Below are 13,016 nucleotides of genomic sequence, written 5' to 3'. Positions count from 1 at the left end.
CCACGCTCGACAACCTCTTCTCGTCGACGTCCGGCCGCTCCGGCCTGGTGCCGGAGCTCGACGACCTGCCCAGCGTGCTGCGGCTGGGGACCCGCCGCAGCCAACTCGCCCGCACCCAGTCGCAGTGGTTCGCCGACCGCCTGGTCACCGCGCTGTCGCTGGTCGCCCCGGAGCGCGAGTTCCGGGTCGAGCTGGTCGAGGTGGTCACCTCGGGCGACGTCTCGGCCGCCTCGAACACCCCGCTGACCAGTCTCGGCGGCACCGGCGTGTTCGTCTCCGCGCTGCGTGAGGCCGTGCTGCGCGACGAGTGCGACTTCGCCGTGCACTCGCTCAAGGACCTGCCCAACGCCCAGCCCGAGGGCCTGACACTGGCCAGCGTGCCGCGCCGGGAGTGCCCGGCCGACGTGCTGATCGGCCGCGACGACCTGGGCTTCGACGAGCTCCCGGCCGGCTCGGTGATCGGCACCGGCTCACCCCGCCGCGCGGCCCAGATGCTCGCGCTGCGCGACGACATCACGATCATCGGCATCCGCGGCAACATCGACACCCGCATCGGCAAGGTGACGACCGGCGAGGTCGACGCCGTGGTGCTGGCCCTGGCCGGCCTGCGCCGCATCGGCCGGCACGCCGAGGCCACCCACGTCTTCACCTCCGAGCAGATGCTGCCCGCCCCCGGGCAGGGCGCACTCGCCGTGGAGTGCCGCCCGGAGGCGGTCGCGCTCCTGGCTGCCCTGCGGCTGATCGACGATGCCGTCACCCGCGTCTGTGTGCTGGCCGAGAGGGCGCTGCTGGCGCGGCTCGAGGCCGGCTGCGCCGCCCCGGTGGGCGCCCTGGCCACCTACCAGAACTCAGGCGAGGACCAGACGCTGACGCTGACCGCGTTCGCCGGTTCCACCGACGGCGCGACGAGCATCCGCCACACCGCGACCGCTCCTGTGTGCGACCCCCGCGCGGACGAGCCGGTCGCCACCACCCTGGGCCGTGCGCTCGCCGAGCAGATGCTCGACGCCGGCGCCGCCCTCCTGATCCCTGTACCAGACCCCGTGCCGGCGGCCGACGAGGCTCTGGCAAGAGAAGGTGACTCGTGACCTCGACCACCACCAGCAAGAAGGCTGCTCCCGGCGGATACGTGGCCTTCGTCGGTGCCGGCCCCGGCGATGACGGCCTGCTCACCCTCCGGGCCGTGGAACGGCTCGGCGAGGCGGACGTCGTCGTCGTCGACCAGATCCCGCGGGAGACGATGATCAGCCGGTACTGCCGGCCCGGCGTCGAGATCGTGGACGCCGGTTTCGGCGAGGACGGCCAGCCGATGACGCGGGCCGGCCGGGCCAAGGTCGTGGTGACCGCGGCGAGGACCGGGGCCCGGGTGGTACGCCTGATGGACGGCGACCCGGCCACGTTCACCGGTCTGGCCGAGGAGATCACGGCCTGCCGCAAGCAGTCGCTGCCCTTCGAGGTGGTGCCCGGTGTCTCGGCCGCGTCGGCCGTTCCCGCTTACGCCGGTGTGCCTCTCACCCCGCCCGGGGTGAGCAGCGTGCACGTGCTCTACCCGCACGGCGAGACCGTGAACTGGAAGCTGCACGCCTCCACCGGCACCACCCTGGTCGTGCTGGGCGCCGAGGAAGACATCTCCAACGCCGCCGACGGTCTGCTCTCGGCCGGCCGCAAGGCCACCACCCCGGTCGTCGTCACCTCGCACGGCACCACCACCCGGCAGCGTTCCATCGCCTGCGCCCTCGGTGAGCTGATCCCGCTGCTGGCCTCGGCCAAGATGGACAAGCCGATGACCGCGGTGATCGGCGAGGCCGCCGCCCTGCGGGAGAAGGCCTCCTGGTTCGAGACCAAGCCGCTGTTCGGCTGGCGGGTGCTCGTGCCGCGTACCAAGCAGCAGGCCGGGGGCATCGTCTCCGCGCTCGCCGACCACGGCGCCACCGCCCAGGTGGTGCCCACCATCTCGGTCGAGCCGCCGCGCACGCCGCACCAGATGGAGAAGGCGGTCAAGGGCCTGGTCACCGGCCGCTACGAGTGGATCGGTTTCACCAGCGTCAACGCCGTGCGCGCGGTGCGGGAGAAGTTCGAGGAGTTCGGCCTGGACGCCCGCGCGTTCGCCGGGCTCAAGGTCGCGGCCGTGGGCGGGGTCACCGCCTCAGCACTGCGCGACTGGGGTATCGAGCCCGACCTGATGCCGGCCGAGAACCAGTCCGCGCTCGGCCTGCTGGAGTGCTGGCCGCCCTACGACGAGGTGCTCGACCCGATCAACCGGGTCTTCCTGCCCCGCGCCGACATCGCCACCGACACCCTGGTGGCCGGCCTGGAGCAGAACGGCTGGGAGGTGGACGACGTCACGGCCTACCGCACCGTCCGGGCCGCGCCGCCGCCCGCCGAGACCCGGGAGGCGATCAAGAGCGGTCACTTCGACGCGGTCGTCTTCACCTCGTCCTCGACCGTGCGCAACCTGGTCGGCATCGCGGGCAAGCCGCACTCCACCACGGTGGTCGCCTGTATCGGCCCGCAGACCGCGAAGACCGCGGAGGAGCACGGTCTGAGGGTCGACGTGCTGGCCGCCGAGCCGAGCGCCGACGACCTGGTCGCGGCCCTGGCCGAGTACGGCGCCGGGCTGCGGCTCAGCGCCGACGAGGCCGGTGAGCCGGTGCTGCGCCCGAGTCAGCGCAAGGGCGCCGCCCGCCGGACCGCGAAGTGAGCGGGTTCCCGGCCGTCCGGCCGCGCCGCCTGCGGGTGAACCCCGCGGTGCGCCGCCTGGTCGGCGAGACCCGGCTGCATCCGGCCGAACTGGTGCTGCCGGTCTTCGTCCGGGAAGGCCTGTCCGAGCCGCATCCGATCAGCTCGATGCCGGGGGTGTACCAGCACACCCGCGAATCGCTGCGCAAGGCGGCGGCCGAGGCCGCCGGCCTCGGGCTGGGCGGGATCATGCTGTTCGGTGTCCCGGCGGGGAAAGACGCCGTCGGGTCCGGCGCCACCGATCCGCAGGGCATCCTCAACCAGGCCGTGGCCGACGTGCGCGCCGAGGTCGGTGACGACCTGGTGGTGATGGCCGACCTGTGCCTGGACGAGTTCACCGACCACGGTCACTGCGGCGTGCTGACGCCCGACGGCCGGGTCGACAACGACGCCACTCTGGTGCGTTACGCCGACATGGGGGTGGCGCTGGCCGAGGCCGGCGTCCACATGGTCGGGCCCAGCGGGATGATGGACGGCCAGGTGGCCGTCGTGCGTCAGGCCCTGGACGGGAAGGGGTTCCAGGACGTCTCGGTGCTGGCCTACAGCGCCAAGTACGCCTCGGCGTTCTACGGCCCGTTCCGCGAGGCGGTGGACTCCAGCCTGGAGGGCGACCGCCGCACCTATCAGCAGGACCCGGCGAACGGTGAGGAAGGCCTGCGCGAGATCGAGCAGGACCTCGCCGAGGGCGCCGACATCGTGATGGTGAAGCCGGCTATGAGCTACCTCGACGTGGTCGCCCGGGCGGTCGACCGGTTCGGTGTACCCGTTGCGGCCTACCAGATCTCGGGTGAGTACGCGATGATCGAGGCGGCCGCCGCGAACGGCTGGATCGACCGCGAGCGGGCGATCCACGAGTCGCTCCTGAGTATCCGTCGCGCCGGAGCGTCGATCATCCTCACGTATTGGGCCACGGAAGTAGCAACTTCGCTGCGTTCTCACTGAACCACGCACGCACGGCTACGGATTCGTCCTCCAAGAATCACCCGACCGGCTCCTTGGGTCACGGGTGACCCGGCCGATCGGGAGGGTGTGGGCCGGATCGGGGCCCGCGGTCCCCGGACCGGGGGCCCCAACTCGTTCGGCCCAGGAGGACGGCCATGAGCGTAGGAACAGTGAGCAACCAGTACGGGTACGTGGGTACCGGAGGCGCTGACCTGTTGTCGTCGATGGCGGCCATGGCCCAGCGTCAGGTGTCCCGGCAACTGGCCCAGCGGGCGGCGGACGCGGCCCTGGTGGCCGCCCAGGCCGCCCAGCTGGCAGCGATCCAGGCCGTGGGCGGCGGCCGGGTCGACATGTACCTCTGACCAGCGCCAAGATCAACGGGCCCCCGGACCCCCGATAGCGGGTCCCGGGGCCGGAGCTGGGACACTGCCGGGGTGACAGACGTCAGTGGGGACTACCCGGCCGACGCTCCCACCTCGCAGGCGCTTTTCGAACGCGCCTCTGCCGTGACACCCGGTGGTGTCAATTCTCCGGTGCGCGCCTTCCGCGCCGTCGGGGGCACACCGCGGTTCATGGTCCGGGGCGAGGGAGCGTATCTCTTCGACGCCGACGGGCGACGTTACGTCGACCTGGTCTGCTCCTGGGGCCCGATGATCCTCGGGCACCGGCACCCGGCAGTGGTCGACGCGGTGTCCGCGGCTGCCGCGAACGGGTTCTCGTTCGGCACACCGACGCCGGGCGAGGTCGCCCTGGCCGAGGAGATCGTCTCCCGGGTCGAGCCGGTCGAGCAGGTACGCCTGGTCTCCAGCGGCACCGAGGCGACGATGAGTGCCATCCGCCTGGCCCGGGGGTTCACCGGCCGTAGCAAGATCGTCAAGTTCGCGGGCTGCTACCACGGCCACGTCGACAGCCTGCTGGCCGCGGCCGGGTCGGGCCTGGCCACCTTCGCGCTGCCGGACACCCCCGGTGTCACCGGCGCCGCGGCCGCCGACACGATCGTCCTGCCGTACAACGACGTCGAGGCCCTCACCCAGATCTTCGAGGTGGACGGCGCGCAGATCGCCGCCGTCATCACCGAGGCCGCCGCCGGCAACATGGGCGTGGTCCCGCCCACCGCCGAGTTCGAGACCGCCCTGCGCGACCTCACCCGGCTTCACGGCGCGCTGCTGGTCTCCGACGAGGTGATGACCGGCTTCCGGGTCTCGAAGGCGGGCTGGCACGGGCTCTCCGGGGGCACGACCCCCGACCTGCTCACCTTCGGCAAGGTGATGGGCGGTGGCTTCCCGGCCGCGGCCTTCGGCGGCCGCGCCGACGTGATGGCGCACCTGGCTCCGTCCGGCCCGGTCTACCAGGCCGGCACCCTCTCCGGTAACCCGGTCGCCACCGCGGCCGGGCTCGCCACCCTGCGCAACTGCACGGACGACGTCTACGCCCATCTGCTGTCCGCGTCCGCCCGGCTGGCCGGCGAGGTGCGCGACGCCCTGAACACCGCGGGCGTGCCGCACGCGATCCAGTTCGCCGGCTCGATGTTCAGCGTGTTCTTCACCGATCTGGACGCGGTGAGCAACTATGACCAGGCGCGTCAGCAGAACCTGCCGGCGTTCGCCGCGTTCTTCCACTCGATGCTGAGCCAGGGCGTGTACCTGCCGCCGAGCGCGTTCGAGGCCTGGTTCCTCTCCGCCGCGCACGACGACGCCGTGCTCGACGCCGTCGTGGCCGCTCTTCCCCGGGCCGCGAGGGCCGCCGCCGAAGCTGGGAGTATGGAACGGTGACCGAGAACCCGCCCAGCGGTGAGAGCACCACCACGCCCACCAATGCCGAGCTGATCCATCCCGACGTGCCGTCGGCGCCGGACCACCTGCCCGACGTGGATCCGGAGGTGAACGCCGGGGTCGTGCACCAGCCGGCCGGCGACGAGGCGAACCACCGCACGGTGGTGCACCTCCTGCGCCACGGTGAGGTCTACAACCCGCAGGGCATCTTCTACGGGCGCCTGCCCGGCTTCCGGCTCTCCGAGCTGGGCGAGCGGATGGCCGAGCGGGCCGCGGGCTTCTTCAGCACCCGCGACGTGGTGCTGGTGATCGGCTCGCCGATGGAGCGCGCGCAGCAGACCGCCGCGCCGGTCGCCGCCACGCACCACCTCGAGGTCGGTCTCGACCCGCGGATCACCGAGGGCACCAGCGTTTTCCAGGGTCTGACGTTCGGCGTGGGCGACGGGTCGCTGCGGCACCCGCAGCACTGGTGGCATCTGCGCAACCCGTTCCGGCCGAGCTGGGGCGAGCCGTACGAGCAGGTCGCCACCCGGATGCTGGCCGGCGCGGCCGACGCCCGCGACAAGGCGGTCGGCCACGAGGCGGTGCTGGTGAGTCACCAGCTGCCGATCTGGATGGCCCGTCTGAAGGCGGAGAACCGGCGTCTGTGGCACGACCCCCGCAAGCGGGAGTGCTCGCTGGCCTCGGTCACGTCGATCACCTACCACGACGACAAGATCGTCTCGGTGGCCTACACCGAGCCTTCCCGGGACCTGCTTCCCGGCGCACAGAAAATTGCGGGAGCCTGACTGTCATGTCTTCTCCAGGGCGGCGCTGGGCCGTCACCGCTGCCGCCGGCGCGCTCGTGCTGGCGGTGGCGGGTTGCTCCGGTTCCTCGAACAGCAGTGACACCGTCCAGATCATCCCCGTCGCCGACCGCAAGTCACCGATCGAGATGTCCGGCACCACGGTGGACGGCGACAAGCTGAACATCGCCACGCTGCGCGGCAAGCCGCTCGTGATGAACGTGTGGGGCTCGTGGTGCGGGCCCTGCCGGACCGAGGCCCCGGCGCTCGAAGACTCCTACCAGGCGCTGGAAGACAGCACCAGCTTCGTCGGGATCGCCTTCCGTGACACCCGTACCGGGGCGAAGACGCACGAGAAGGAATTCGGCATCACCTACCCGAGCCTGTTCGACGAGGGTGATCTGCTGCTGAACCTGAACGGGGCGGTCACCTCGCAGACCATCCCGGTCACCCTGATCCTCGACGCCAAGGGCCGGATCGCCGGCCGCTACGTCGGTGTGGTCAGCAAGGTGACCCTGACGGACGTCGTGAACGACATCGCCAAGGACACGCCCGCGTGACCGGCACCGTGCTGAGCGGGCCGCTGCTGCTGGCCATCCCGATCGCCGTCCTGGCCGGGTTCATCTCGTTCGCCTCCCCGTGCGTCCTCCCGCTCGTGCCCGGATACCTCGGCTACGTCACCGGTCTCACCGGGGAAGACCTGGAGCAGCAGCGCCGGGGCCGGATGGTGCTCGGCGTGAGCCTGTTCATCGCCGGGTTCACCGCGGTCTTCGTCACCATGGGCTGGATCGCGGGGGCGCTGGGGCGCTCGCTGATGGAGTACAACGACGTCATCACCCGCGTGCTCGGCGGGGTGACGATCGTGCTCGGCCTGGTCTTCGCCGGTTTCGTGCCGAAGCTCGCCGGGGAGAAGCGGATGAACGTCCGCCCGGCCGCCGGCCTGATCGGCGCGCCTTTGCTCGGAGTGGTCTTCGGGCTCGGCTGGACCCCCTGTATCGGCCCCACCCTCACCGCGATCGTCTCGCTGTCCAGCGGTTTCGGCGACGCGCAGCGCGGCGGGCTGCTGGCCTTCGCCTACTGCATGGGCCTGGGCCTGCCGTTCCTGCTGGCCGCCCTCGCCTACCGGCGGGCCATGACGGCGTTCGGCGTGCTGCGCCGGCACCGCGTCGCGATCACCCGCTTCGGCGGCGCCATGCTCGTGCTGATCGGCGTGATGCTCGTGTCCGGTCTGTGGGCGCACCTGATCGCCAGCAGCCAGGGCTTCATCGCCGGCTTCGAATTGGCGGTCTGAGATGAGCGTCGACGACGAGATCGAGCTGAGGCCGGGGCAGAAGGGCAAGATGCCCCGGCTCGACGCCCAGCGGGACGTGGCCCAGCCGAAGCTGAGCCCCCTGGGCTGGCTGCGCTGGATGTGGCGCCAGCTGACCAGCATGCGCACGGCGCTGATCCTGCTGATGCTGCTGGCTTTCGCCGCGGTGCCGGGCTCGCTGATCCCGCAGACCCGGATCGACCCGTCCAAGGTCAGCACGTTCCTCGAGGACCACCCCGACCTGGGGCCCTGGGTACGGCGGCTCGACGGCTTCGACGTCTACGGCTCGCCCTGGTTCTCCGCGATCTATCTGCTGCTGTTCATCTCGCTGATCGGCTGCGTGGTGCCGCGCACCCGGCAGCAGTACCGGGCCCTGCGGGCGAAGCCGCCCCGCGCCCCGCGCCGGCTGGAACGCATGCCGGTGCACGCGACCACCCACACCGCGGCGTCGTCCGCCGAGGTGCTCGCGGCTGCCCGTAAGGCGCTGCGCCGCAAGCGCTACCGGGTGCACGCGCACGACGGTGACACGCTCTCGGCCGACCGCGGCCTGCTCAGCGAGACCGGCAACCTGGTCTTCCACCTGTCGCTGCTCGGCCTGCTCGCCACGATGGCGATCGGCTCGTTCATCAGCTACTCCGGCCAGAGCGTGGTGGTGGTCGGCGACAAATGGTCGAACACCCTGCCGCAGTACGACTCCTTCACCGGGGGCCGCGCGGTGGGCTCCGACGACCTGGCGCCCTACTCGTTCACGCTGAAGAGTTTCGACGCCGACTTCGACAAGGTCTCGACCGGCAATCAGTTCGGCGCGGCCCGCGACTTCGAGGGCAAGCTCGAGGTGATCGAGAAGCCCGGCGCCACACCGGTGGAACGCACGATCAAGGTCAATGACCCGCTCGACGTGAACGGCTCCCGGGTGTTCCTGGTCGGTAACGGCTACGCCCCGAAGATCACCGTGCGCGACGGCGAGGGCAATGTGGTCGCCTCCGGAGCGGTGCCGTTCCTGTCGACCGACTCGAACTACACCTCCACCGGGGTGGTGAAGGCGGCCGACGCCAAGCCGAAGCAGCTCGGCCTGATGGCCGTGTTCCTGCCGACGGCGAGCACCGACCCCGACACCGGCGCCGAGATCTCGGTGTTCCCGGACGACGACAACCCCAAGCTCCAGCTCTACGCCTTCACGGGTGACCTGGGTCTGGACGACGGCGTCGGACGCTCGGTCTACGTGCTCGACACCAGCCGGCTGACCGCGATCAAGGGCTCCGACGGCAAGCAGTTCACCAAGACCATCGGCGTCGGCGAGAGCGTGAAACTGCCCGGGGGCAACGGCACCGTCACCTTCGACGGTGTCACCCGGTACGTCGCCCTCGACGTGCGGTACGACCCGACGAAGATCTACGTGCTGGTCTTCGCCCTCGCGGCCCTGTGCGGCGTGACGGCCTCGCTGTTCGTCCGTCGCCGCCGGGTCTGGTTCCGGGTCACCCCGTCGGCGGGTGGCATCACCGCCGTCGGGATCGGCGGCCTGTCGCGGACCGAGGACACGCAACTCGCCGAAGAGGTGCGTAGCCTGCTGATGGCCGCGGTGCCAGACCGGGTCGACCCGGCTGACCCGGTGGACTCGGTGGAAGAGAAAGCGCCCGAAACCGCGGGCGGGACGAACGATGAGCCGGCGAGGCGCCACGAGCCGCCGGGCGAAGGAGTCTGAGTGGGCGTCAACGAGAATCTGGCGCATCTGAGCAACAACCTGATCTATTCGGCGATGGCGGCCTACGCGGTCGCGCTGATCGCCTTCGCCATCGACCTCTCCGGCCGCGGCCGGGTGGCCAGTCCCGGTGTGCGGCAGCAGGAGTTCGGCGAGGGCAGCGTGCTGACCCTCAACGGCCCGGGTGCCGGCGGCACCGAACTGCCCCGCACCTCGCTGGCGGCCGGTGACACCTCGAGCGAGAAGCGCCAGACCGTGGCCATCGCCGTGATGGTGACCTGGGTGGCCCTGGCCCTGCACATCGGTGCCGTGGTCTGCCGCGGTCTCTCGGTGGACCGGGTGCCGTGGGGCAACATGTACGAGTTCTCGATCAGTGGCTCGGTCGTCGTGACCGCCGTCTACCTGATCGCGCTCTGGCGCGCCGACCTGCGGTTCCTCGGCACGTTCGTGATCGGCCCGGTACTGCTCACGCTGGGCCTGGCCATCGCCGTGTTCTACACCGACGCCGCCCAGCTGGTGCCGGCGCTGCAGAGCACCTGGCTGGTCGTGCACGTGTCGGTCGCCTTCGTGGCCTCCGCGCTCTTCGTGCTCGGCTTCTCCCTGACCGTGCTGCAGCTCGTGCAGGACCGCCGGGAGGCGCTGGCCGCGGCCGGGAAGCCGCCGTTGCGGGGCGCGTTCATGGAGAAGCTGCCCAGCGCCGGGGTGCTGGACCGCACCTCCTACCGGCTCTACGCCGTGGCCTTCCCGCTCTGGACGTTCACTCTGATCGCCGGGGCGATCTGGGCGGAGAAGTCGTGGGGCCGCTACTGGAACTGGGACCCGAAGGAGATCTGGAGCTTCGTCATCTGGGTCGCCTACGCCTCCTACCTGCACGCCCGCGCGACCCGCGGCTGGGACGGCCGCCGGGCCGCCTACCTGGCCTGCGTGGCGTTCTTCTGCCTGATGTTCAACTGGTTCGGGGTGAACATCTTCTTCTCCGGTCTGCACTCCTACGCCGGCGTCGGATAGATCTTCGAAAACCACGACGGAGGACGCCGACCCGCGCGGGTCGGCGTCCTCCGTCGTTTTCTGGTCCGGCGCGACGCGGACCGAACACCTACCATTGGTCAATGGCCAGAGTTCTCTTCGTGCTCGCGGTGATCGGGGTCACCATCTACGCCGCCATCGACTGCCTGCGGAGCGCCGACGACGAGATACGTACCCTTCCGAAACCGCTGTGGTTGCTGTTCATCGTGCTGATCCCGCTGCTCGGGGGAGTGACCTGGATCCTCTTCGGGCGCCAGTCGTCGCCGGGCAATCAGCCGCCGCGCCGGTTGCGCACCGTGGGGCCGGACGACGACCCCGAGTTCCTGCGCAATCTCGATGTGCGCAGGCCCAAGCCCGACGACGGCGAGAAGAAGTAACGCTTACTGCTTCTCCGAGCGCAGCCGCAGTTCGCGCGGCATGCGCAGGGTGAGCAGGTTGGTCACGTCCTGGGCCGACATCGGCCGCGCGATCGCACTGCCCTGCACGGCGTCGGCCCCGATCTGCCGCGCACCCTCCAGCTGCTGCGCGGTCTGCACCGACTCACAGATCACCTGGAGCCCGAGCGAGTGGCACAGCCGGGCCGCGGCCCGGGGCACGTCGTCGCCCTCACCGAACTCGTTCAGGTCCGGGGCCAGCCGGCCGTCCAGCTTCACCGCGCTGATCGGCAGCCGCCGCAGCATGGTCAGCGAGGTACCGCCGCAGCCGAAATCGCCCAGTGCCACGAAGATCCGCAGCGAGCGCAGCAGGCCCAGGGTCCGCAGAGCCGCTTCCGACTCCACCAGTTCGCCCGCGCTCACCTGGAGCACCAGTGACGACGCGGCCAGGCCGCGGATGGCCAGCTGGGCCGCGACCTCGTGGGCGAAGTCGGGATCCTCGAGCTGGGCGGGGGAGAGGTTCACCCAGATCTGATCGACGCCGACGCCCTCGTGCCGCCAGATCACCAGGGCGGCCAGGGCGCGGTTGATGGTCTGCAGGCCGAGGGTGACGCCCAGGCCGAGATCGTCGGCCAGCGGCACGAAGGTGGACGCGGTCACGGTGACGCCGTCCTGCCGCCGCCAGCGCGGCAGGGCCTGGGCCCCGGCGATCCGGTCGTCGTCGTCCACCCCGCTGCCGAGGGCGAGCATGGGCTGGAAGTCGATCTCGATCAGGCCCATCCGCACCGCGTGCCGCAGTTCCTGTTCCAGGCCGGCCCGCACCTGGCTCTGGGCCCGCAGCGCGGTGTCGAACATGGCCCAGCGGCCCCGGCCCCGGCCCCGGGCCGTGCGCACGGCCTCGTCGGCGGCCTGCAGCAGGTCGTCGGCGGTGGTCAGGCCGGGGGTGGTGGTCAGGCCGCCGGCGGCGATCGGGCCGGGCGAGGTGATCGGGTCGGGCCCGGAGACGGCCCCGCCGAGCGAGCAGGTCAGGCTGAACTCGCGGGCCCCGGCGAGGACCGGCTCGTCCAGCCGGCGGCTGATCACACGGGCCACGTCGGCGCAGGTGTCGGCGTTCGGCGGGAGCAGGTTCTCGGTGAGCACCACGGCGAACTGCGCCCGGGACACCCGGGCCACCAGGTAGCCCGGGAAGTGCCCGGCGATCCGGGCCCCCACCTGCTCGGCCAGCTCGTCGGCCGTGCTCGCGCCCAGGCTGTCGGCCAGGTCGTCGAACCGGTCCACCTCGGCGAGCACCAGGCCGACGGGCCGGCGGTCCGGCGGGGCGAGGGAGAGTTCCAGCGCCCGCAGCAGGCCGTCCCGGTTCGGCAGGCCGGTGGCCGGGTCGAGCGACGACGACGCGGCGAGTGCGGCGGTCCGGGCCCAGGCCTGGCGTTCACCGGCCCGGGCGGCACTGGCGGCGCGGGTCAGGCGGCGGCGGGCCGCGGTGGAGGTGATCCCGACCAGCGCGGCGACGAGTACGCCCGAGCCGAGCGCGATCTGGATGCCGACGACGGGATGGTCCTGCGGGTTCGCCAGCAGGCGCGCGATCCGGGCCGGGCCGTCGATCAGGGTGCGCCCGGTCAGGGCGCCGCTCAGGGCGGTCACGCCGAGCGCGGTGACGGTCCAGCCCGCGACCGGGCCGACCAGCAGCGGGTAGGAGGCCACGGTGGTCAGGGCGATCACCAGCGACACCGGGGTCAGGGCGGGCTGGAGCACGGGCAGGGCGGCCGCGGCGCCGAGCAGGGCGGTGGCGCGCAGCAGCCGGGCGGCGGTGAAACCCGGCAGCAGCAGGGCCATCAGGCCGGCGAGGGGCAGGACGGACAGGGTCAGCCAGACCGGGGGTGGTGCGGCGACGGCCCAGGCGGTGGCCGTGGCGATCAGCGACAGCACCAGGGTGAGAAGGGCTTCCGGCATCCGGCGGGGTTCGGTGGGGAGTACCGCGGCCGGGGGGACGACCGGCTCGGGGGCCGGGTCGAACGTGGTGCGGGTGAGCACCCGCAGGTCTTCCGCCGGTTCCTTCGAGGGCTCCTTCGAGGGTTCCGGCGGCTGGGGGTGGCGGATCAGCTTCGGCCCGTCGGACAGGTCGATCGCCATCGGTGCGGGCAGTTCCCACTCGGCGGTGTCGCTGTCCTCGTCGTCGGCTCTGCGGTCCTCCGGCCCGGCGGGGTGGGCCGCCGACCGGGGCCACGGGATGCCGCTTCCGGCGCGCGGGTCGGGGTGCCGGCCGGCCCCGAACGCCAGGGTGTCGAAACCGCACTCCTGGGCGTGGGAGACCGGGTCGCGCAGCGGGTTGGCGACGGCCATCGGCGGGGTCAGCAGCTTGGGCTGCTCGAC

At 71.7% G+C, this 13,016-nt stretch carries 12 protein-coding genes; 11 read left to right on the top strand and 1 reads right to left on the bottom strand.

What is annotated here, in order from left to right; all coding sequences use genetic code 11:
- Positions 1 to 65 precede the first annotated feature (65 nt).
- From hemC to LR393_RS32590, 11 genes are all read left to right on the top strand, one after another.
- Positions 66 to 1,088, top strand: coding sequence for a hydroxymethylbilane synthase (hemC, locus tag LR393_RS32640; protein ID WP_345718754.1), 1,023 nt, complete (start codon positions 66 to 68; stop codon positions 1,086 to 1,088).
- Positions 1,085 to 2,701: a bifunctional uroporphyrinogen-III C-methyltransferase/uroporphyrinogen-III synthase gene (locus LR393_RS32635; RefSeq protein ID WP_231489071.1), complete on the top strand. Its 1,617-nt coding sequence runs from the start codon at positions 1,085 to 1,087 to the stop codon at positions 2,699 to 2,701. The genes hemC and LR393_RS32635 overlap by 4 nt, the downstream gene beginning before the upstream one ends.
- Positions 2,698 to 3,681, top strand: a complete 984-nt coding sequence (gene hemB / locus LR393_RS32630; RefSeq protein ID WP_231489070.1) for a porphobilinogen synthase — start codon at positions 2,698 to 2,700, stop codon at positions 3,679 to 3,681. The genes LR393_RS32635 and hemB overlap by 4 nt, the downstream gene beginning before the upstream one ends.
- Before the next feature lie 155 nt (positions 3,682 to 3,836).
- The gene (locus tag LR393_RS32625; protein ID WP_231489069.1) at positions 3,837 to 4,043 is read left to right on the top strand and encodes a hypothetical protein; all 207 of its coding nucleotides are present in this window, start codon (positions 3,837 to 3,839) and stop codon (positions 4,041 to 4,043) included.
- A 72-nt stretch (positions 4,044 to 4,115) separates the two neighbouring features.
- Positions 4,116 to 5,453 carry a glutamate-1-semialdehyde 2,1-aminomutase gene (gene hemL / locus LR393_RS32620; RefSeq protein ID WP_231489068.1) on the top strand — a complete coding sequence of 446 codons (1,338 nt, stop codon included), beginning with the start codon at positions 4,116 to 4,118 and terminating at the stop codon, positions 5,451 to 5,453.
- 122 nt (positions 5,454 to 5,575) lie between these two features.
- On the top strand, positions 5,576 to 6,241 hold the full coding sequence (locus LR393_RS32615) for a histidine phosphatase family protein (RefSeq protein ID WP_345718755.1): 666 nt from the start codon (positions 5,576 to 5,578) through the stop codon (positions 6,239 to 6,241).
- 5 nt (positions 6,242 to 6,246) lie between these two features.
- A complete protein-coding gene (locus LR393_RS32610) occupies positions 6,247 to 6,798 on the top strand; it encodes a TlpA family protein disulfide reductase (RefSeq protein ID WP_231489066.1) in 552 nt (183 codons plus the stop codon).
- On the top strand, positions 6,795 to 7,529 hold the full coding sequence (locus LR393_RS32605) for a cytochrome c biogenesis CcdA family protein (RefSeq protein ID WP_231489065.1): 735 nt from the start codon (positions 6,795 to 6,797) through the stop codon (positions 7,527 to 7,529). Before LR393_RS32610 ends, LR393_RS32605 begins: the two co-directional genes overlap by 4 nt.
- Position 7,530: 1 nt before the next feature.
- Positions 7,531 to 9,249, top strand: a complete 1,719-nt coding sequence (gene resB / locus LR393_RS32600) for a cytochrome c biogenesis protein ResB (protein WP_231489064.1) — start codon at positions 7,531 to 7,533, stop codon at positions 9,247 to 9,249.
- Between the two features lie 54 nt (positions 9,250 to 9,303).
- Positions 9,304 to 10,254, top strand: a complete 951-nt coding sequence (ccsB, locus tag LR393_RS32595) for a c-type cytochrome biogenesis protein CcsB (protein ID WP_269328265.1) — start codon at positions 9,304 to 9,306, stop codon at positions 10,252 to 10,254.
- 101 nt (positions 10,255 to 10,355) lie between these two features.
- Positions 10,356 to 10,649, top strand: coding sequence for a PLD nuclease N-terminal domain-containing protein (locus LR393_RS32590; RefSeq protein ID WP_231489062.1), 294 nt, complete (start codon positions 10,356 to 10,358; stop codon positions 10,647 to 10,649).
- 3 nt (positions 10,650 to 10,652) lie between these two features.
- Here LR393_RS32590 and LR393_RS32585 read toward each other — a convergent pair.
- Positions 10,653 to 13,016: GGDEF and EAL domain-containing protein (locus LR393_RS32585; protein ID WP_231489061.1), on the bottom strand; the 2,364-nt coding region annotated here is incomplete at its 5' end.

Origin of the sequence: Kineosporia mesophila (assembly GCF_021129235.1) — a bacterium.
Lineage (GTDB): Bacteria > Actinomycetota > Actinomycetes > Actinomycetales > Kineosporiaceae > Kineosporia > Kineosporia mesophila.
Note: the sequence above shows the minus strand (reverse complement) of the source record. Positions and strands in the feature narration are given on the sequence as shown.

Excerpts from the sequence above, each read along its gene's own strand:
- LR393_RS32625 (WP_231489069.1), top strand. The coding sequence starts at position 3,837 with ATGAGCGTAGGAACAGTGAGCAACCAGTACGGGTACGTGGGTACCGGA.
- LR393_RS32610 (WP_231489066.1), top strand. The coding sequence starts at position 6,247 with ATGTCTTCTCCAGGGCGGCGCTGGGCCGTCACCGCTGCCGCCGGCGCG.
- resB (WP_231489064.1), top strand. The coding sequence starts at position 7,531 with ATGAGCGTCGACGACGAGATCGAGCTGAGGCCGGGGCAGAAGGGCAAG.
- ccsB (WP_269328265.1), top strand. The coding sequence starts at position 9,304 with ATGGCGGCCTACGCGGTCGCGCTGATCGCCTTCGCCATCGACCTCTCC.
- LR393_RS32590 (WP_231489062.1), top strand. The coding sequence starts at position 10,356 with ATGGCCAGAGTTCTCTTCGTGCTCGCGGTGATCGGGGTCACCATCTAC.